At 36.8% G+C, this 21853-nt stretch carries 19 protein-coding genes; 2 read left to right on the forward strand and 17 right to left on the reverse strand.

Going from position 1 to position 21853, the window contains the following annotated elements:
• Positions 1–16: 16 nt before the first annotated feature.
• From lpdA to GFJ36_RS21635, 5 genes are all read right to left on the reverse strand, one after another.
• On the reverse strand, positions 17–1438 hold the full coding sequence (lpdA, locus tag GFJ36_RS21615) for a dihydrolipoyl dehydrogenase (protein WP_000090438.1): 1422 nt from the start codon (positions 1436–1438) through the stop codon (positions 17–19).
• Positions 1439–1442: 4 nt separating this feature from the next.
• Positions 1443–2546: a butyrate kinase gene (buk, locus tag GFJ36_RS21620; protein WP_000056197.1), complete on the reverse strand. Its 1104-nt coding sequence runs from the start codon at positions 2544–2546 to the stop codon at positions 1443–1445.
• Positions 2547–2633: 87 nt separating this feature from the next.
• Positions 2634–3734: a leucine dehydrogenase gene (locus GFJ36_RS21625; protein ID WP_000171359.1), complete on the reverse strand. Its 1101-nt coding sequence runs from the start codon at positions 3732–3734 to the stop codon at positions 2634–2636.
• A gap of 34 nt (positions 3735–3768) precedes the next feature.
• Positions 3769–4668 carry a phosphate butyryltransferase gene (gene yqiS, locus GFJ36_RS21630; RefSeq protein ID WP_000763066.1) on the reverse strand — a complete coding sequence of 300 codons (900 nt, stop codon included), beginning with the start codon at positions 4666–4668 and terminating at the stop codon, positions 3769–3771.
• 195 nt (positions 4669–4863) lie between these two features.
• On the reverse strand, positions 4864–6936 hold the full coding sequence (locus GFJ36_RS21635) for a sigma-54 interaction domain-containing protein (RefSeq protein WP_048546377.1): 2073 nt from the start codon (positions 6934–6936) through the stop codon (positions 4864–4866).
• Between the two features lie 136 nt (positions 6937–7072).
• Between GFJ36_RS21635 and GFJ36_RS21640 the strand changes: the two genes are divergently transcribed.
• Positions 7073–7306 (forward strand): DUF2627 domain-containing protein, encoded by a 234-nt coding sequence (locus GFJ36_RS21640; protein WP_001190198.1) that lies wholly within the window; start codon positions 7073–7075, stop codon positions 7304–7306.
• 48 nt (positions 7307–7354) lie between these two features.
• Here GFJ36_RS21640 and GFJ36_RS21645 read toward each other — a convergent pair whose 3' ends face one another.
• Entirely contained in the window at positions 7355–8083 is a 729-nt protein-coding gene (locus tag GFJ36_RS21645; RefSeq protein WP_048546379.1) for a glycerophosphodiester phosphodiesterase, read from the reverse strand.
• A 50-nt stretch (positions 8084–8133) separates the two neighbouring features.
• On the opposite strand from GFJ36_RS21645, the gene GFJ36_RS21650 reads away from it, so the two are divergent.
• Positions 8134–8280: a YycC family protein gene (locus tag GFJ36_RS21650; RefSeq protein ID WP_001247671.1), complete on the forward strand. Its 147-nt coding sequence runs from the start codon at positions 8134–8136 to the stop codon at positions 8278–8280.
• A 186-nt stretch (positions 8281–8466) separates the two neighbouring features.
• Here GFJ36_RS21650 and GFJ36_RS21655 read toward each other — a convergent pair whose 3' ends face one another.
• The 11 genes from GFJ36_RS21655 to folD all read right to left on the reverse strand — a co-directional run bounded on the left by GFJ36_RS21655 (position 8467) and on the right by folD (position 21839).
• Entirely contained in the window at positions 8467–9993 is a 1527-nt protein-coding gene (locus GFJ36_RS21655; protein WP_088064385.1) for a glycosyltransferase family protein, read from the reverse strand.
• Between the two features lie 355 nt (positions 9994–10348).
• Positions 10349–11143, reverse strand: coding sequence for a sporulation transcription factor Spo0A (gene spo0A, locus GFJ36_RS21660; RefSeq protein ID WP_033658812.1), 795 nt, complete (start codon positions 11141–11143; stop codon positions 10349–10351).
• 287 nt (positions 11144–11430) lie between these two features.
• Complete coding sequence (gene spoIVB / locus GFJ36_RS21665; protein WP_048546381.1) at positions 11431–12729, reverse strand: SpoIVB peptidase; 1299 nt, start codon at positions 12727–12729, stop codon at positions 11431–11433.
• A 118-nt stretch (positions 12730–12847) separates the two neighbouring features.
• Positions 12848–14587: a DNA repair protein RecN gene (recN, locus tag GFJ36_RS21670; RefSeq protein ID WP_000947743.1), complete on the reverse strand. Its 1740-nt coding sequence runs from the start codon at positions 14585–14587 to the stop codon at positions 12848–12850.
• 266 nt (positions 14588–14853) lie between these two features.
• A complete protein-coding gene (gene argR, locus GFJ36_RS21675; protein ID WP_001032581.1) occupies positions 14854–15303 on the reverse strand; it encodes an arginine repressor ArgR in 450 nt (149 codons plus the stop codon).
• A 142-nt stretch (positions 15304–15445) separates the two neighbouring features.
• Entirely contained in the window at positions 15446–16285 is an 840-nt protein-coding gene (locus tag GFJ36_RS21680; protein WP_088064387.1) for a TlyA family RNA methyltransferase, read from the reverse strand.
• A 3-nt stretch (positions 16286–16288) separates the two neighbouring features.
• On the reverse strand, positions 16289–18181 hold the full coding sequence (gene dxs / locus GFJ36_RS21685; protein WP_046956368.1) for a 1-deoxy-D-xylulose-5-phosphate synthase: 1893 nt from the start codon (positions 18179–18181) through the stop codon (positions 16289–16291).
• A gap of 302 nt (positions 18182–18483) precedes the next feature.
• On the reverse strand, positions 18484–19374 hold the full coding sequence (ispA, locus tag GFJ36_RS21690) for a (2E,6E)-farnesyl diphosphate synthase (protein ID WP_000150365.1): 891 nt from the start codon (positions 19372–19374) through the stop codon (positions 18484–18486).
• A complete protein-coding gene (gene xseB / locus GFJ36_RS21695; RefSeq protein WP_000428423.1) occupies positions 19374–19604 on the reverse strand; it encodes an exodeoxyribonuclease VII small subunit in 231 nt (76 codons plus the stop codon). Before xseB ends, ispA begins: the two co-directional genes overlap by 1 nt.
• Positions 19594–20952: an exodeoxyribonuclease VII large subunit gene (gene xseA / locus GFJ36_RS21700; RefSeq protein WP_000415269.1), complete on the reverse strand. Its 1359-nt coding sequence runs from the start codon at positions 20950–20952 to the stop codon at positions 19594–19596. The genes xseB and xseA overlap by 11 nt, the downstream gene beginning before the upstream one ends.
• Positions 20953–20978: 26 nt before the next feature.
• Entirely contained in the window at positions 20979–21839 is an 861-nt protein-coding gene (gene folD / locus GFJ36_RS21705; RefSeq protein ID WP_000226735.1) for a bifunctional methylenetetrahydrofolate dehydrogenase/methenyltetrahydrofolate cyclohydrolase FolD, read from the reverse strand.
• Positions 21840–21853: the final 14 nt, after the last annotated feature.

Genomic DNA, 21853 nt, shown 5'->3' on the forward strand with positions numbered 1-21853 from the left:
TCCTAAATCCACATTTTTATGCGTGTAACGCTTTTCCATCTACAGCTAATGCTGCTTCACCAATCGCCTCAGATAATGATGGATGCGGATGAATTGTATGTGCTACTTCCCACGGTGTTGCATCAAGTACTCTTGCAAGACCAGCTTCAGAAATCATATCTGTTACATGTGGTCCAATCATATGAACACCAAGAATGTCATTTGTTTCTTCATCAACTACAAGTTTTACGAAACCATCTGATTCGCCGTATACAAGTGCTTTTCCGATTGCACGGAATGAGAACTTACCTACTTTTAACTTATAGCCTTTTTCTTTCGCTTCTTGTTCTGTTAAACCGACAGAAGCAACTTCTGGACTGCTATATACGCATTTTGATACCATAGAGTAATCAATTGGTGTAACTTCTTTACCAGCAATATGTTCCACTGCAACAATTCCTTCATGAGAAGCAACGTGAGCAAGTTGTAAGCCGCCGATTACATCTCCGATTGCGTAAATATGAGATTCTTTCGTTTGATAAAACTCATTTGTTTGAATGTATCCTTTTTCCACAACGATATCCGTATTCTCTAAACCAATATTTTGCGTATTGGCTTGTCTTCCTACAGATACAAGCATTTTTTCTGCTTTAAATTCTTTATTCTCACCGTTATGTTCAGCTTGAATTGTTACTCCGTTATCTTTTACCAATGTTTCTGGTAATACTTTTGCACCAGTTACCACTTTAATACCTTTTTTCTTGAATAGACGTTGCATTTCTTTTGAAACGTCCTGATCTTCTAGTGGTAATATCGTTTTCGCATACTCTAATACTGTAACTTCTACACCGAAGTCAGCAAGCATAGATGCCCACTCAATACCGATTACACCGCCACCAACGATAATAATTGAGCTAGGAAGCGTTTCCATTTTTAGGGCATGATCGGAAGACATTACATACTCTCCGTCTAATTCTAAACCTGGTAATGAATTCGGACGAGAACCTGTTGCAACAAGTACATTTTTTGGAATTAACATTTCATTCTCTTCTCCACTTGCAAGTTCAACTGAAATTGTCCCTGGCATTGGAGAGAAAATAGATGGGCCAAGAATACGGCCGATACCTTCAAACACATCAATTTTACCTTGTTTCATTAAGTGTTGAACACCTTTATGAAGTTGCGTTACAATCTTCTCTTTACGCTCTTGCACTTTCGCAAAGTTTAGTTCTACATTACTTGCAATAACTCCGAACTCTTCGCTTTTTTTAGCAGTTGCGTATACTTCCGCACTACGTAAAAGAGCTTTACTAGGAATACATCCTTTGTGCAAACAAGTACCACCAAGATTTTCTTTTTCAACAAGTGCAGTTTTTAAACCTAGTTGTGATGCTCGAATAGCAGCAACATATCCACCAGTACCGCCGCCAACGATGACTAAATCATATTCTCTTGCCATTATCTCAACCCCTAGCTACTGTTTGTTTTTCTCGTACAACATACTCTTTCGGCGCTTCTTCTTCACGTAATACACGAAGTGCTCCTTCTGCTAATGCTTGTAATTCATCTTCCCCTGGATGTACGATAACATCTGCAATCCAGTCAACACGTTCTTTTATTTCATCAACAAGAATTTTACTGTACGCAAGTCCACCAGTTAAAACGATTGCATCAATTTTCCCGTGAAGTACAGCGCTAGCTCCGCCAATCTCTTTTGCAACTTGATATGCCATTGCTTTATAAATAAGAGTTGCTTCCGGATCACCTTTTTCAACCATTTGTTCTACTTTGATCGCATCATTTGTACCGATTAGGCTTACAAGTCCACCTTGTCCAACAAGTTTTTTAACCATTTCGTCACGGTAATACTCACCAGAGAAACACATCTCCACTAATTGCCCTACCGGTACTGTACCCGCACGCTCTGGACTAAATGGGCCTTCTCCGTTTAAGCCGTTATTCACATCAATAACTTTTCCTTTTTTATGAGCACCAACTGTAATACCGCCACCCATATGTGTAACTAATAAATTTAAATCCTCGTATTTGTGATTTAATTCTTCAGCCACTTTACGAGCAACTGCTTTTTGGTTTAATGCATGGAAAATACTTTTACGTTCCATACCAGCAATACCACTTATACGAGCAACCGGCTCCATTTCATCTACAACGACAGGATCTACTATGAATGCCGGAATATTTAATCCAGAAGCGATTTCATATGCTAAAATGCCTCCAAGGTTTGAAGCATGATGACCGCTAAACCCATTTTTCAAATCTTCTAACATCGAATCGTTTACTGTGTATGTTCCGCCTTCGATTGGACGAAGTAATCCCCCACGCCCACAAACTGCGTTTAACTTTGAAATGTTAATACCGTGAGAATGTAGAACTTCTAAAATCGTTTCTTTGCGAAACTCATATTGATCGATAATTCTCTTATATTTTCCAATTTGTTCTTCGTCATGACGAATAGTTTCTTCTAAAACGGGCCTTTCATTATCAAAAACACCAATTTTTGTGGATGTACTACCCGGATTAATAACAAGAATTCGATTTAAAGACACTGTTGCTACCTCCACTAATAAATTCAAAAGGAGGTGGAAACCTCATAAGAGGTAACCACACCTTTTGTAAAAGTAATATATGAATGATTAGCGACGGCTAATAATGTCGTGACCGTTGCGTAAGTATGTGCTACGAGAGTTTTTCAAGCTCGCAATGCGCTCTTCAGCTAAACGATCTGCTGCTACATAAGTTGCAATGCCATCACGTTTTGAAATTTCGATTACTTTTGCAATTGTGTCATAAATAGACTCAACACGTTTTAGTGCACGTTCTCTATTGTATCCATATAATTCGTCTGCTACGTTAATTACACCACCAGCATTAATAACATAGTCTGGTGCGTATACAATACCCATTTCATGAATCATGTCGCCGTGACGATTTTCTTTTAATTGGTTATTTGCAGAACCTGCGATTACTTTTGCTTTAAGTTGTGGAATAGTTTCGTCATTAACTGTTGCGCCTAATGCACATGGTGCGTAAATATCACATTCAACACCGTAAATTTCATTTGGCTCAACTGCTGATGCACCGAATTCTTCTACCGCGCGTTGTACAGCTTCTTTATTAATATCTGTAACGATTAATTTTGCTCCTTCAGCATGTAAATGTTTGCATAGGTGATACGCTACGTTACCAACACCTTGAACAGCAATTACTTTTCCTTCTAAATTATCAGTACCGAAAGCCTCTTTCGCAGCTGCTTTCATACCACGATAAACACCGTATGCAGTTACTGGAGATGGGTTACCAGAAGAACCGAATGATGGTGAAATACCTGTTACAAAATCAGTTTCTTCGTGAATAATATCCATATCATCTACTGTTGTACCAACATCTTCAGCTGTAATGTAACGTCCGTTTAGTCCTTGAATGTATCGTCCTAATGCACGGAACATCGCTTCGCTCTTATCTTTACGTGGATCACCGATAATTACTGTTTTCGCACCACCTAAGTTTAAGCCAGCTGCTGCGTTTTTGTATGTCATCCCTTTTGCAAGACGCAATGCATCTTCAATCGCCGCTTCTTCAGAATCATATGTCCACATTCTTGTTCCACCAAGAGCTGGTCCAAGTGTTGTATCATGAATTGCGATGATTGCTTTTAAACCAGATTCTTTATCTTGACAAAATACTACTTGCTCATAATCATATTTTTCTAAGTATTCGAAGATTTCTAATGTCATTGTCGTTTCCCCCTAGTGTTTTACCCTGTTTGGTTTATTTTGAAGCAGTCGTAACTGCCAATGCTAATGAATATACTTTTGTTTCTGCTGAATCAGCACGAGATGTTAAAACAATCGGTGCTTTTGCGCCAGCAATCATAGCTCCTACTTTTGCATCCGCAAAGTATACGAGTGATTTGTACAGCACATTTCCAGCTTCAATCGTTGGGACGAGTAAAATGTCTGCTTTACCTGCTACATCACTTACTATGCCTTTATGTTCTGCTGCAATTTGTGATACTGCATTATCTAAAGCAAGTGGTCCATCAACGACACAATTTTTAATTTGTCCGCGGCGATTCATTTGAGTTAACATCGCGGCATCAATTGTCGCTTGCATCGCAGGATTCACAACCTCTACTGCTGCAATTGGTGCTACCTTTGGCAAATCTATTCCTATTGCCTGGGCAACTTCTACAGTATTCTGTATAATAGCAGCTTTTTGTGTTACATCAGGTGCAATGTTCATCGCTGCATCTGTAACAAAGATAAGACGATCGTAATTTGGAACTTCAAATGCTGCAACGTGTGAAAGTGCGCTACCTTTACGAAGTCCCCACTCTTTATTTAATACAGCTTTCAAAATATTTGCTGTTGGGATGTTTCCCTTCATAAGCACATCTGCTTCGCCATTTCTTACAGCTTTAACAGAAAGTTCTGCAGCCTCAGCACTTGACGCTGCTGCAATCACTTCAATGTGTTCTGAAGTTTGTAAACCATGTTCTTGTAGCATCCCCATTATTTTTTCTTGATTTCCATATAGACGAAATTGAGCTAGCTGTAATTTAATTGCTTTCGCTACAGCTTCAATTACTTCATGATCTTCAGCTACTGCTACAGCCACAGTTTTTTTAGGCTGTCCTGCTGCTTGATCAATTAAGTGTTCTAACTTCATATTTTGTAATCAACCCTTTCCGTCGTCCCTCGTCTATTTATAAAGCAAATACCGTGCCAACTTTCAAAAGTGGTCTTACCAATAATGAAAACGCATTCAAAATGCAGTAAAATCAATACTTTGGAAAATAACGAAACATTCTGTCTTGTTTTGTCGCTTTTTGTATACCATGCAATAAATTGCACGGTACGCAATTTATTGCATGCTATTTTTTGCACACTCATACTTTTCTAGCTTGTAATATAAATTTCGAACCGAAATTCCTAATGCTCTTGCAGTTTTTGTTTTATTTCCATCAAACCTCTCTAAACATTCATGAATGATATGCCCTTCAAACTCTGTCACTAATTGTTCAAGTGGCTTTTCTTCTAATTCAGGTAATAAGTTATTTTGTTTTACCTCAGTCTGCTCCTCTGTATGTAAAGGTGGTAAATGATGGACATCAATATATATTTCGTTATAATTCATAAAGATAATAGCTCGTCCTAAAATGTTTTCAAGCTCCCTCACATTTCCTGGCCATTCATATGATTGTAAATATGAAATAGCCGAATCAGTGAGCCCCTCTACATTCCGACCATAATCTTGGTTAATTTTTTGAATCAATCTGTCTGCAATTGCCGGTATATCTCCTTTTCGCTGACGAAGAGACGGAATTTGAATTGGAATTTTATTTAATCGATAATATAAATCCTCTCTAAACTCTCCTTCTAGAATGCCCTTTTCTAAATTCACATGTGTCGCTGCAATTACCCGGACATTTATAGGTATCGCTTTCGTTCCACCAACTTTTACAATTTCTTTTTCTTGCAACACGCGAAGGAGTTTCGCTTGCGTATTTGCAGACAATTCTCCTATTTCATCTAAAAAGATACTACCGTTATTCGCTTCCTCAAAAAAACCTCGTTTTCCGCCTCTTTTTGCTCCTGAAAATGCACCTTCCTCATAACCGAATAATTCACTTTCTAATAAAGTCTCGGAAATAGCAGCACAGTTTACCCGGACGAATTTATTATATTTTCGATTACTTCCATTATGAATTGCATGTGCAAACAATTCTTTACCCGTTCCAGATTCTCCGCGTAGTAATACTGTTGCCGGTGTATTCGCTCCAAGTTTCGCCTGTTCAATAGCGGCCGTTGTTTCATCTGAATTTCCGACAATGTCATCAAATGAATATTTCGCTTCTAACGTTCGAATAATTTGCCTTGCTCTATTCAATTCATTTGTTAACTTTTGAATTTCTGATACGTCACGAATTACACCAACGCTTCCTTTCAATATCCCATCCACTATAACTGGCGCTACGTTTACAATTACATCTCGCTTCTTTTGTCCAATCTTCATATGTATTCCGCGTACCGCCCTACGCGTTCGAAGTACTTTCATATGCATACTTTCACCTTCTACAATATCAGTTGTAGCCGGTTTCCCAATAATGTCCTCTTCTGTTAAACCTGTTAATTTCGTATACGCAGGGTTAATTACTAATCCTCTTCCCTTTTCATCCACGACCGAAATTGCTTCCTCAGACGAGTTGATAATCGCCTCAAGTAACGTTTGAATCTCCTTTAAATCTGTAACTTCTTCCGCAAGATCTACAACCTCTGTTATATCTTTAAAAATCGCAAATGCCCCTTGTACCTCTCCTCCCTCTTTTAATATTGGAATACGGGTTGTAATAATTTTCTTTTCATTCTCTAATGTCAGTTCATAATTTACTTCTATTTGTTTCGTACGTATAATACGAAGCAACTTACTAGTCGGAATAACTTCTAAAATATATTTCCCTACCGCATCTTCTTTTTTATATCCGATAATACGCTCTGCACTTTTATTAAATAGGCGTACTTGTCCCTCTCGATCAATCACAATCATACCGTCATGCGTAGAATTTAAAATTAAATCCCCTTGCTGCGTCTGTTCTTCTAATTTTCCAATTAAACTTTCCTTCTCATGTGCTAATCTCGTAACAATTTTCGCAATATCACCTGGTATAAGAAGAGTATCTTTATGCTTTTTCTTTATTAAATCTTTATGTAAATCATCGTCACCCGTCATATCAAACATTACATCAATATGCATAGAAAGAAACGGCGTTACACTCTCTCCAATTGTAACCCCATATTCCTTAGCCATTTGTAATCCCTTTGCTATCGGATTTATATCAATAATCCCTATAATTTGAAATATATTTGAACTTTGTAACAGATTCAGCAGTGTACTACCACCTTCACCTGCACCAACAATTAAAACTTTTTGTTTCATATATTACACTTCCTCTCGAAGTATCTCTGCAAAATTTTTCACACCCTTATCTTACTCGTTCAGCCCCCTCTTGACAAACCCCCTTTTCATATAACATCATTGAAATAAACAAAATAATCTGAAAAGGAGCGTTTATATGCAGCGTTACCTTGCTCTATCATTAGCACTCATCCCTATTTCATTAGCTGTGTTTGGCATTAAGTTAATGAGAGATACTGTATTCGGGATTCTATTTCCTCCACTCTCTATACTATGGTTACAATTTTTAATCGGCGCTCTCTGCTTCGGGCTCGGGTTTTATATCTTCGGAGGCTTCGTCTTACACCGAGACCGTAAACGAAATAAAGTACAAGCTCGCTTTAGAAGGTAGGAAGGCCCCACTATTTATAAATAAAAAATGAGACCGTTACACGCGGTCTCATTTTTTTATTGGCAATAACATTCTTGCTGTTTCGGGGTAATCAGTAATAATCGCCGAAATATTCATATCAAAATATTTACGCATAAGCGTTTCTTCATTTATTGTATAGGGCCGAACCTCTACACCACTTTCCATCGTTAATTCAGCAACAGCATCTTGAAGATAACGATAATTAGGGTGCACTGCTGTAGCGCCCATTTTTTTCGCATACGCCCACGGACTATGCAAACCTTCACGATATAAAATCGCTGTTTGAATATCAGGAGCCATCATATGACACCTTTTCATACTGTAGTGATTAAATGAAGAAAATATAACACGATCTTCTAGATTACATTTCCGTACAAGCGTTATAACTTCTTCCTCTAAACCTCTGTATGGAATTTTATTATTTTTCAGTTCAATATTAAGTAGCAACTCTGTTTTATCAATCCATTCTAACACCTCTTCTAAAAGAGGTATTTTACAAAAGCCTACTTTATCACCGAATTTATAGCTCGCATCTAATTTACATAAATCCTCATATAAATAATTACGAACCGCACCTTTTCCATTTGTTGTCCGGTCCACTGTTTCATCATGAATGACGACAACTTTTCCATCTTTCGTTAATTGAACATCAAGCTCAATTCCATCTGCTCTAAAAGATTCAGCTGCTTCAAATGAAATCATTGTATTTTCTGGGTACGTTCCCGCTGCACCACGATGTGCAAATATAAGAGTCATCCTCACTCCCCCAATCTTATGCTATACTATACGAAAAAGGAGGTACTTCTATGAGACCATTACAAATTTCTCCAGACACTGCAGTCCGCCTATCAAAAGCATTAGGTGTTCCACTTGAACAACTTATGCATATGCCGCAGCACATTCTAATTCAAAAGTTAGTTGAATTAGAAAAACAAAATAAAGACGAGGAATAATACAGTCCTGTTTTGCAGGGCTTTTTATTATTTTCTATTATATCACGGATGACTTCCCTACTAAAATCCTTTAACAGATATACTATGATTCCATTTAATCTTTTTTTCAAACATTTATAATCAATAAATTAAAACCCCTCTTTTAATAAAAGAGGGGTTTCTTACTACTCATTTCAGTTACTCAAATTATGCATGTTTCTTTTCTTTATTAAAAATCATAAACAATTTATACAACCCTAAAGAAGCTGGAATATTCATAAATGCAAATGCTTCATAAGTATAATGAGGAGCTGTTTCCCATAGTAATAAGAAAGTAAACACCCCTAACGTACTAATCATCGCAATTCGTATAACTTCCGATTCATTTTCATCTTTCTTTTTATAAAGTATAACAGCCGCCAGAACAGCTACATAAACAAATAATTTGATAACATACGAATATACAGTAACGATTTTATACTTCGTTGTACTATAGTTCGATACGTAATTAGTTATCGTGTCGTTCTTCTGCTCAAACCATTGTCCAATACGGTACATGGAGAACTGACTTGATACCCATTCTCTAGTTATTTTTTCATTTAAATGGTGTACATAACCCGTTACACCAAATTCACTGAAACGCTGCACTATAACTCCTTTATTGTGTTCATTTAAATCCTTCGTATTCTTTATGTTTTCATCATCAATATAATCTGCATCTGCCTGATTCCACACACCGTACGTATCTTTGTTCAACCCCATTTTCACCCAATGAGTGAATGGAATTTTTTCAATTTCATTATCGGTACTGAGATTTAGCTTTGTCGTTATACTTTTAAAACTTACAATAAGGATTAAACAAAATAAAACACTACTTAACACCTTTACAGAATACTTCTTACGAAATTTAAAAATATTCTCAATTAAAATCGCTAACGCTAACGCCAATGCTGTCGGTCTTATAATATAAGTACAAGCCGCAAAAACTCCTAATAAAATCCATAAAATAATCTTCAACCTTTTTGTTTCCGCTGTTTTCAAACATAAATATGTATACATCGTTGCTGAAATAAAAAATATTACTAATGTATGCGTATAGAAAACTGGCGCCTGCCAATATATAAAAATGTTTAGCACAGATAACACGATCGATATGTGAGCAACTTTAAAGTTTGTAATTTTCCTTACAATCAATACATTTAAAATAATACTACCTGTTATACATACTATTGGTAATATTTTTATCGCCACATCTACGCTTCCTACCAATTTAGCAAAATATCCTCCTAATAATACAATATGTGTATTATATGGATAAAATAGAAGCTGTCCCATTTCTAAAAATTGATTATCTCCATTAAACACAGAGACAATTCCTTGTTTAAGGATGGCATAATCTCCTACAACAGGGTTAAATGCGATAGAAGTAATCATTATTTCCGTCGTCAAAATGATTACGATACCTAAAGCAATCATAATATTTGTGTACGTTCTTTTCATTTTATTAATAACCCATTTATAATACATAAAGAAGAGCGCAAATAAAAGCAACGTCGCCGCTAGAACAGCACCGACTTTTTGGGGAGTGTACTCCTCAGTCGGATAAGGAAATTCACCACTCATCAAAATTGTTTTGGGGATAAAAAATTTACTTACTATCATTGAAAATATAGATAAAAACACCGTCATAACAATGATTGGGTAAGCTCGATTCACTATTTTTTTAAAAGTCATTCATCCATTCTCCTATATCTCTAACTTTCCAAATGTAACTGCAACAGCAAGAACTCCCATAGCTGCTACTATTCCTAGCCAAGTTAATATTTTATTTTTCATTCCCCTTCTCCCTATCTATACCTATTTAATTATCTTATAAAAAAACTCACTTATATGTAATATTACTAAAAACAGGATTTATCTTCCATGATATCAAATGATCTCTTGTTCTCAATAAAATAAAAAGACCAACGAATTCTAAAATTCATTGGTCATTAAATAAAAAGTTCATTGGTTTTACATTTAATATCGAGTATAAATTTAAAGAATGATTAAGCTTTACTAAAACTTAAATCCCTTACTATCTTTACTCTCAGCTAGCCTTATGTTCAAGTCTCAGCTTATCCGCAACCATTGCGATGAACTCGGAATTCGTAGGTTTTGCTTTTGACATGGATACTGTATAACCGAATAAGGACGAAATAGAATCAATATTCCCACGACTCCATGCTACTTCAATTGCGTGACGGATTGCACGCTCGACGCGGCTTGCTGTTGTATTATATTTCTTCGCGATATCTGGATACAATACTTTCGTAATAGATCCAAGTAATTCGATATCATTGTACACCATAGAGATTGCTTCCCTTAAGTACATATACCCTTTAATATGAGCAGGCACACCGATTTCATGAATGATACTCGTAATGCTCGCGTCTAAGTTTTTCGGTTTTCCATCTATTGTAGTTGCTGAACGGAAAGATGGAAGTGGACGTTTAATGGTAGCGTTCGCCTTACCGCTCACTTGACGAATATGACTCGTTAAATTCTCCATATCAAATGGTTTTAATATGAAATATGAAGCACCTAAGTCAACAGCTTTTGTCGTCACATCTTCTTGTCCAAATGCTGTCAACATAATTACGCTAGGCTGTCTTAGCCTTTCAATATTTCGCATTTTCTCTAGTACAGCTAAACCATCTAAATGTGGCATAATAATGTCTAAAACAAGTACATCCGGCTGCTTATCATTTAATAAATTTAAACACTCTTGACCATTATAAGCAGTACCGATTACTTCCATATCATCTTGAGCAGCTACGTAACTCTCTAGCATTGATACTAATTCTTTATTATCATCTACAAGACAGACTTTAATTTTCTCCACAGCTTTTCCTCCCTTACCGAATCGATTCTCCGACATGTGTATCCTTCTAGGCTACATGAATTGTTCGACAATTGTGTGAAAATTCCCTTTTAAAGTTTGTTACTTTCCGATAAAATCACAAAAAAATATGTTTATCGTTCATTTATTCCCTTTCGCAACACATTCCATCATAGAAATACAACGAAACGTTCAACCCTTTTCTTTTATTTTACAACAAAAAACACCTCTTGCGGAGCTTTTACAAAATTTCAACGAATTTTTCAAAAGAAAAGCGAGCTAATTAATAATTAGCTCGCTTTTCTTTCTTGTTCATAAATGTTAATTCCAGCCTCATGTAACATCCATTCAATATGAACACCATATCCTGACGTTGGATCATTTACAAATACATGTGTAACAGCACCAATTACTTTCCCGTTTTGTACAATTGGACTTCCGCTCATGCCTTGTACGATACCACCCGTTTTCGCTAATAAACGTTTGTCTGTTACTTTTATTACCATGCCTTTTGTAGCTGGAAACTTTTGCGGTACTGTACTTACAACTTCAATATCAAACGCTTCCACTTTATCTTTATCAATAACTGTTAATATTTTTGCCGGTCCCTCTTTTACTTGATGAGATAGTGCAATAGGCATCGCTTTATCCATTACACCATTTGGTATATTTGTATTCAATTTCCCGAATATACCAAATGGACTATTTATTGTAATATTACCAATCACTTCACGATCTGGTGAGAACCTCGCTAATTTCTCTCCTGGATTCCCATGACTACCTCTTTCAATTGATGTAACTGTCGAACGCATAATTTGTCCATCTTCGACTTGAATCGGCTTTTTCGTATCGTTATCAGAAATGACATGACCAAGTGCCCCATATTTCATAGAATCAGGATGAACAAATGTCATTGTTCCGATTCCAGCTGCCGAATCACGAATATATAAACCAATACGATAAGACGATTCTCCACTGTCTTTTTGTGGTGTTAACTTAGTGCGGATATGTTTTCCATCTCTTAACAAAACAAGATTAAGCGGTTCACCTGTCTCACCACTATTATGAATAAATGGTGCTACATCACTCATTCTTTCAATTGTTTTACCATTAATTTCAGTAATCATATCTCCAATTTGCACACCAGCTGTTTCACCAGGAGATACTTTCCCTTTTTCAGTTTGAATTAAATGATGGCCTACAACAAGTACCCCTTTTGTATTTAACTTCACACCAATTGATTGTCCACCTGGAATAACTTTAAAATCTTTCAATACTTTCACATTTACTTTTTTCACTGGAAAACCAGCAAGCTGAAACACCATATCTGCTTCACCATTTTGATGAGGATTTACCATAAGTCCTTGTTTTTGTTCATTGGAACTTACTGTAAACACATGACGATCTGTAGATGAAGCGTGAAAAACTGGTAATGAAGCTATTTCTGATTGTTGCCCTTCAAAAACAACAAGTTGCTTCGGGGATGAAATAAACGTCCGAAGCGGTTTAAAACACCCAATAAAAACTAAAGAAACAAGGAGACAAAGACCTATTATTTTGCGAAATCTTTCTAATCTCAATTTGTTCACTCTCCTCGCTCCTACCCCACATTCAGCCTCTTGGCTTCACTTTTTAATCTCTCCTTGCAGTGCTTTATTTATAACCGGAAGAATTAAGAAATCATTATTTGAGAAAAAAAGCTATCCATTACTGGATAGCCTCTGCTGTCTGTTTAAAATGATGCGCTTGCGTAAGTAATTCTTTCGCATGTTCTGTCGTTAAATCTGTAATTTCCACACCAGAAATCATTCGAGCTATTTCTGTTACTTTATCCTCCATAGTTAAAACGGTAACTGATGTAATTGTCCGATCATTCGCTACTTGTTTTCGAATAAATAAATGTGAATCCGCCATTGAAGCTACTTGAGGTAAGTGCGTAATACAAAGTACTTGCGAGTTTACTGATACTCGATAAATTTTTTCCGCAATAGCCTGTGCAACCCGACCACTTACACCAGTATCCACTTCATCAAAAATAACAGATGCAACACCTTGATGCTTAGAAAAAATGCTTTTTAAAGCCAAAATAATACGAGATAACTCTCCGCCAGAAGCGACCTTTGAAAGTGGTTTTAGCGGCTCACCTGGATTTGTTGAAATATAAAATTCCACATGATCGTAGCCATCCGCCGTAAGTCTTACCGGGGCACCCTCAACAAGAGGCTCTTCAGCATTTCCTTCTCTCTTCATGATTCTCACTTCAAATTTTGTTTTCTCCATATATAATTCTTTTAATTCCTGATGAATGGCATTTGTAAGATGCTCTGCAAGCTCATGACGCATATTACTTAACGACGTTGCTTCTTGCAGAATAACACTTTCTAATTCCTTTAATTGCTTCTTCGTCGTTTCAATATGAACGTCTTTATTTTCAATCGTAAAAATTTCTTGTTCAATTTTATCAGCATACGCTAAAATCTCTTCTACAGTATTTCCATATTTTCTCTTTAGCATACGAATTTCATTTAAACGCGTTTCAATTTCGTCTAAACGCTTCGGATCATATTCCATCATATCGAGCTTTTCTCTAAGTTGATATGCAACTTCTTCTAATAAGTAGTAGCTATTTGCAATTGAATCATGATTTTCTTGATAAACTTCATCTAAATGTGTAATACTCTCCATTTGTCCCATTGCGCTTCGTACATTATCTAACCCTTGTCCGTCAGCGCTTAATGAGCGATATGCATCGCCTAATGCTTTGTAAATTTTTTCGAAATTAGAAATTTGCAATCGTTCTTCAGTTAATTCAATTTCTTCATCCATCTTTAAATCCGCCTTACTGATTTCTTCATGCTGGAATTGAATTAAATCTAAGCGATGCGCCATTTGTTGTTCATTTTCACTTAACGATTTTAACTGTTTTTTTAATTTCTCATAGTCAGCGTATACATTTTGATATATACCCAATTGTTTAACAATGCGATCTCCATCAAAATGATCAAGCATAAACATATGACGCTCTTCATTCATTAAATCTTGTGTTTCGTGCTGCCCATGAATATCAACAAGTGTTTTTCCAATTTCCTTTAATATACTAAGGGTGACCAGTTTCCCATTTACACGACATACACTTTTTCCGTTTGCAGCGATATCACGCTTCAAAATAATCATGCCGTCTTCTATTTCTATATCCAACTCTTCTGCCTTTTCAATACACGGATGCTTATCATCTTCTACATAAAATAGCCCTTCTATCTCAGCTTTTTCTGTTCCGTATCGAACAAATTCCGCTGAACCACGGCCACCTACAAGTAAACTAATCGCATCAATAATAATCGATTTTCCGGCCCCTGTTTCACCACTTAAAACCGTTAACCCTTTTTGAAAAGAAATATTTAATGCCTCAATAATAGCAAAGTTTCTAATCGATAATTCCGATAACAATGCCCCATTCACCTCGTTATAAACTAATCCCCTATTAAGGGCTTTTCTCAGTTCTTCATTCAAATAGTCAAACTATATGTTTGTATGTATAAATTACTTTTCTAACCGCTCCATTGTACCAAACATTCGTTTTACGGGTCAATCCACCTATTTTCTAATTTTATTCAAAGAAAATATTATATTACAATTAAGAATTCACATTTTTAACCAATAAAAAAATCCTGTTCACTTTCCACTTTACAGAGGAAAGCAAACAAGATTTTTTTTTACAACATATTTAAGAAACGATCAGAGACAACACCTGTATCTTCAGGTGTACGGCAAATAATTAAGCAAGTATCATCACCACAGATGGTTCCGATGATCTCATCCCACTCTAAATGATCAATAAGTGCTCCAAGTGAATGAGCGTTACCAGGCAATGTTTTTAGCACAAGCATATGTCCTGCCGTGTCTAATTTTACAAATGAATCCACTAGATTGCGTTTTAATTTTTGTAACGGGTTAAATCGTTGATCTGCTGGCAAGCTATATTTATAGCGCCCATCATGTAATGGCACTTTCACTAAGTGCAGTTCTTTAATATCGCGCGATACTGTTGCTTGCGTTACATTAAATCCCTCATTACGTAAAATATCAACTAATTCATCTTGTGTTTCAATTTCTTTGTTCGCAATAATTTCCCTGATTTTAATATGGCGCTGACCTTTATTCATACATTTGCACCTCACACTATCTCTTACCATAGTTTAAACATTGGTATACTTCACTTATTTATGTTAACTTATAATTCGTTGCTTGTACACAATTGTTTTTACAATCATTATACAATTACAACAAAAAGAGGAACAACATATGTTATTCCCCTTTTCCTTTTTGTTTTAGGATATCATGCGCCTCTGTAACTACTTGCTCAACAGAAACTGGAGAATGATTTTCGCCATTCTCACGTTCACCATGCCATTTCAGATGAATTAAAAATTCAATATTACCATCCCCGCCCGTAATTGGTGAGAATGTTAAACCTTCTACGTCGTATCCTTCTTTTATAGCAAAGTCGACAATCATTTCTACGACAGCCTCATGTACTTTTCGATCACGAACGATACCTTTTTTCCCAACTTGCTCTCTTCCAGCTTCAAACTGTGGTTTAATTAACGCTGCTACATCCCCATTAGGCATAAGCATTGTTTTTAAAACCGGCAGTATAAGCTTTAATGATATAAATGAAACATCGATACTAGCAAATTGCGGTAAACCACGTTCTAAGTCTGCTGGTGTCACGTAACGGAAGTTTGTCCGTTCCATTACGACAACACGCTCATCTTGACGCAATTTCCACGCAAGTTGATTGTATCCTACATCTAATGCATAAGATAATTTCGCTCCGTTTTGAAGCGCACAATCTGTAAAGCCACCAGTTGATGAACCAATATCTATCATAACTTTATCTTGTAAATCCAGGTGAAATGTCTCCAATGCCTTTTCAAGTTTATAACCACCACGGCTTACATACGGCATAACTTGTCCCTTCACCGTAATCTCTGTATCTTGTGGGATCTTCTCTCCTGGCTTATCAAGTCTCATCTCATTCGCATATACAAGTCCGGCCATAACGGCGCGTTTTGCTTTCTCACGTGTTTCTATAAGTCCTCGCTCTACTAATAGTACATCTACTCTTTCTTTTTTTGCACTCATTTGTTACGCCCTTTTTTGTTTTGATGGAATCATTGTATGAATACGGTCTACAACAGCATCTGTCGTTAAACCAATTTCTTCTAATAATTTTGTTACACTACCGTGCTCTATGAAACGGTCTGGAATACCCATTCGTTCAATTAACGCACTATGGTACCCGTTCTCAGATGCAAATTCAACTACTCCCGTTCCAAAACCACCAATTAAGCAAGCTTCTTCAATCGTTAAAATCGGTATATTTTTCCCTAAGAGATCATGTAAATATGCTTCATCCATCGGTTTAATAAAGCGAGCGTTCACTACTTTCACTGAAACTCCAGCCTTTTCAAGACGCTCAGCTGCTTCCATTGCCATTGGTATTGTCGTACCAAATGTTAAAATAGCCGCTTGTGTACCTTCTTTTAACGTTTCCCAAGTACCGATTGGAATCGCCTTTAGTTCTTCATCCATATGAACACCAAGTCCATTACCACGCGCATAACGTAATGCGATTGGTCCATCTTCATATTGCATCGCCGTATATACTAAATGTTGCCCTTCATTTTCATCTTTCGGCATCATAAGTACCATATTCGGCAAATGACGTAAGAATGAGATGTCAAATACACCTTGATGCGTTTCACCATCTGCTCCTACTAAACCAGAGCGATCGATTCCGATGAAGACATTTAAATTTTGGCGACATATATCATGAACAACTTGATCATATGCTCTTTGTAAAAATGTTGAATAAATCGCTAAGAATGGCTTCATTCCTTGCGTTGCCATACCCGCCGCCATTGTTGTAGCATGCTGTTCTGCAATACCTACATCAATCATACGATCCGGGAATTCTTTTTGGAATTTCTCAAGTTTCGATCCAACAGGCATTGCAGGTGTAATTGCAACGATACGCTCATCCGTTCTCGCTAGCTTAAGTACTGTATCACTAACAACAGCACTCCATGCTGGTGCAACTTCTTTCGGTTTAACGAAGTCACCTGATTCAATTTTATAAGGTCCTGTTCCATGCCAAGTTCCAATAACATCACTCTCAGCTGGTTTATAACCTTTTCCTTTTTTCGTAATAACATGAACAAGCACTGGGCCTTTTGTTTTCTTTGCATATTGCAACGTTTCGAATAACTTTTCATAATCGTGCCCATCAACTGGACCTAAATATGTAAAGCCTAATTCTTCGAAAAAGACACCGGATACTAGTAAATATTTAAGACTATCTTTTATTTTCTCTGCTGTCGCAGCAACTTTCCCACCGACTGCTGGGATTTTCTTTAATATATACTCTAGTTCATCTTTTACCCAATGGTATTTCCCTGCGGTACGTAGACGTCCAAGTACATTATGAAGCGCACCAACGTTTGGTGCAATTGACATTTCATTATCATTCAAAATAACAATCATGTCTGTTTTTTCATGTCCAATATGGTTCAATGCCTCTAAAGCCATTCCGCCGGTTAGAGCACCATCTCCAATGATTGGTATAACATATTCTTTCGTTTTCTTTAAATCACGTGCTAGAGCCATTCCCATTGCAGCAGATAATGATGTTGAGCTATGGCCAGTTTCCCATACATCATGCTCACTCTCGCAACGTTTTGGGAAACCACATAGACCTTGATATTGCCTTAATGTACCGAATTCCTTTGCACGTCCTGTTAAAATTTTATGTACATAGGATTGATGTCCTACGTCCCATAAAAATTTATCTTTCGGACTATCAAATAATTTATGCAGAGCAATTGTGAGTTCTACTACACCTAAATTAGGTGCAATATGTCCACCTGTTTGAGAGAGCTCTTCAATTAAAAACTTACGAATATCCTCACTCAATCCCTCTAGTTCACCGATAGACATATCTTTCAAAAAACTAGGGTTTTGAATTTGCGTTAGATCCACATGGATCACTCACTTTCATTTCATAATCTGTCAACATGTCAAATATTATAAAAAACATTTACACAAAACAAGAAATTATCTTTTTTTATTTTTCACCTTGTCCTGCAATTAACCAGTCTATTGCGCCCTAATCCTATTATAAACCATATTTCTTTAGGCGATGAAAAAAATAGCCGCTAACACGAAGTGATAACGGCAATGTAATCTACATATATTTTTGCCAATAACAAGAAAAGAAAAACCTTTTCCTACATTTATATCATAAAATGATGAATGACTCAACAAATGGAAACGCTGTTATATTAGTTATTACGTTTTGCAATCAAATCGCAAATAGATAGTAAATATTCATCTTGTAATTGCAAGGAACCAATAGCACCTTTTGCTTTTGCAATTGTTTCTTCTAAAATATCCTTCGCTCTATCTACAGTAAATAACGTCGTATATGTGCTCTTTTCGTTGGAAACATCACTACCAATCGGTTTTCCAATCTCTTCTTCGGTTCCTTCCACATCTAAAATATCATCTCGAATTTGGAAAGCTAGGCCGATATATTTTGCAAACGCAAGTAACTTTTCTTCTTGTTCTTCTGTGGCATCAGAAAGTATCGATCCTGCAAGTACAGCGAATTCAAGTAGTTTCCCAGTCTTATGCTTATGAATATACTCCAACTCATCAATCGTAAGCTGTTTCCCTTCAGCTTCCATATCTGCCACTTGTCCGCCAACCATTCCTTCTGGTCCTGCCGCTTTTGCAAGCTCAAGTACAAGTCTTACTTTTTTTTCAGCAGAGATTTCCTTTTGTTCATATGCCATAATAACTTGAAAAGCATACGTCAACAAACCATCGCCTGCTAAAACTGCCATCGCTTCACCAAATACTTTATGATTTGTGGGCTTACCTCTTCTTAAATCATCATCATCCATACAAGGTAAATCATCATGAACTAACGAGTATGTATGTATCATTTCAAGAGCACAAGCTGCACCTATTCCAAGATTTCTTTCTTTACCAAACGCTTGTAATGTCGCAAATAAAAGTAACGGGCGGAGACGCTTTCCACCCGCTTCCAAAGAATATGCCATCGCTTCACGAAGTACATTTGGACATTGTAATTCATTTGCATAGCTTACAAGCTTCTCTTCTACGAAAGTTTTACTTTCTTTCAAAAAAGTATCAAAAGCAATAGTCACTATGCTTCATCTCCTAAAGCAGTAAACGGTTCAAGCTCTCCATCTTCCCCAAGAATAACTGCCATTTGTTCTTGTACGTTCTTCAACTTCTCATCACAAAGCTTAGATAATTCCATACCCTCTTTAAAATAAGAAATTGCTTCTTCTAAAGGTACGTCACCTTGCTCTAGCTTAGAAACGAGGTGCTCAAGTTGCGAAATTGCCTCTTCAAAGCTTAATTTATTTTCCATTATTCAATTCACGCTCCTCTATGCCTGATACGCTACAATCTAGTATTCCATCTTGTAATTGAACTGAAACAGCATCTCCAAGGCTGACATCTTTCACACTTTTTAACACTTGCTTCTCTTCATCATATACAAGCCCGTACCCTCTCATCATTACTTTAAGCGGACTTAACGCTTCAAGTTTTTGAGCAGCTCTTACAAAGGCAAATTCTTTCGTTTGAAGTAATGTTTGCATTTCACGTTGCAATTGCTTTTGCAATGTTTCAACCGCTACCTTCGTTTGCATAATTTTTTGAGCTGGGTGGTGCTTCTCTAAATAAAATGAAAGCTGTTTTAACTGATTTACCTTTTTATCAATATAGCGCTCTTTCGCTAAAACAAGCTGTTCTAACGCTCTATCTAATTGCTCTTCTTTTTGCTCATATACTTGTCTTGGATAACGGAACGCATAAGATTTTTGCAATACTTGTAGTTTTTCTTCTTTTTTATGTACTAACTCTCTCATTGCTCTTTGCAATCTTAGAGTTCTTTGTAATACCTTTTCTTGTAACTCTATAATGTTAGGCGCTGCCAGCTCAGCTGCTGCAGTCGGTGTTGGCGCACGTAAATCGGCAACAAAATCCGCAATTGTAAAGTCCGTTTCATGGCCTACTGCCGAAATAATAGGGATCTCACTCTTAAAGATTGCCCTTGCTACCATTTCTTCATTGAAAGCCCATAACTCTTCAATAGAGCCTCCCCCTCGCCCAACGATTAGGACATCTATCTCTCCCATTTCATTCGCTGTACGAATCGCTTGTACAATTGAGGGAGCTGCTGACTCCCCCTGTACAAGTACCGGAAACACAATAACATTTCCAATTGGATAACGACGTTTAATCGTTGTTATAACATCACGAATCGCTGCCCCTGTTGGCGACGTAATCACACCTATTGTTTTAGCATAAGGAGGAATTGTTTTTTTATAAACTTGAGAAAACAAACCTTCTTCCTCTAAACGAACCTTTAATTGTTCGTAAGCTAAATGCAGGTTTCCGACTCCGTCAGGCTGCATGTCTTGAATATAAATTTGATAAGAACCACTCGCCTCGTAAACGGAAATTTTCCCTTTCACAAGTACCTTCATCCCATTTTCAGGTCTGAATTTAATATTACGATTATGACCCGCAAACATAACCGCTGCGATTCTTGCATTTTCATCTTTCAATGTAAAGTACATGTGGCCACGACTATGATTTTTAAAGTTGGAAATTTCACCTTTTAACCAAACAGACTGCAAATGCGGATCATATTCTATTTTTGTTTTTATATAGCGTGTTAACGCTGTAACGGTTAAATATTGTTTTTCCATTTCTCTCTCCTCATAGCCGACTCAAATTATTTACAAACGACACCTGCACGCTTAGCAGATTCAACAGTATTATGAAGAAGCATTGTGATCGTCATTGGACCAACACCCTTTGGCACAGGTGTAATGTACCCTGCAACATCTAACACGTTGTCAAAGTCAACATCACCACAAAGTTTACCTGTTTCTAAACGGTTCACACCAACGTCGATTACAACCGCTCCTTCTTTAATATAATCAGCTGTTACCATTTTAGGTCGTCCAACAGCTACGATTAAAATATCAGCTAACTTCGTTAACTCTTTCATATTTTGCGTTTTAGAATGACAATATGTGACAGTTGCATTTTCATTTAAGAACAATTGCCCCACTGGCTTGCCGACAATATTACTTCTTCCAATTACTACAACATGTTTTCCTGAGATATCAAGATTTGTTTCTTTTACTAATTCTACGATACCGTGCGGTGTACATGGAAGGAATGTATCTTGTCCCGTCATCATACGTCCCACGCTGATTGGGTGAAATCCATCTACATCTTTTTCTGGTGAAATTCTTTCAATGATAGCTTTTTCTTCAATATGTTTTGGTAAAGGTAATTGCACTAAAATGCCATTAATACGGTCATCGCCATTTAAGCGATCGATTTCAGCAAGCAAACGCTCCTCAGTAATTGTTTCAGGAAGTTCAATTAGCTCTGAATAGATTCCTACTTGTTCACAGCCCTTTTCTTTTCCTTTTACATAAGAACGAGATGCTGGATCTTCTCCAACTAGAATAACTGCTAATCCTGGTACAATCCCTTGCTCTTTCAACTTCACAACTTCTTCTGTTAATTGTGCTCGTTTTTTCTCCGCAACTTCATTTCCTTTGATGATTACTGCTACCATTTTAAGATTCCCCC

It is taken from the genome of Bacillus sp. EE-W1, from assembly GCF_009760835.1.
GTDB classification, from domain to species: Bacteria; Bacillota; Bacilli; order Bacillales; family Bacillaceae_G; genus Bacillus_A; species Bacillus_A wiedmannii.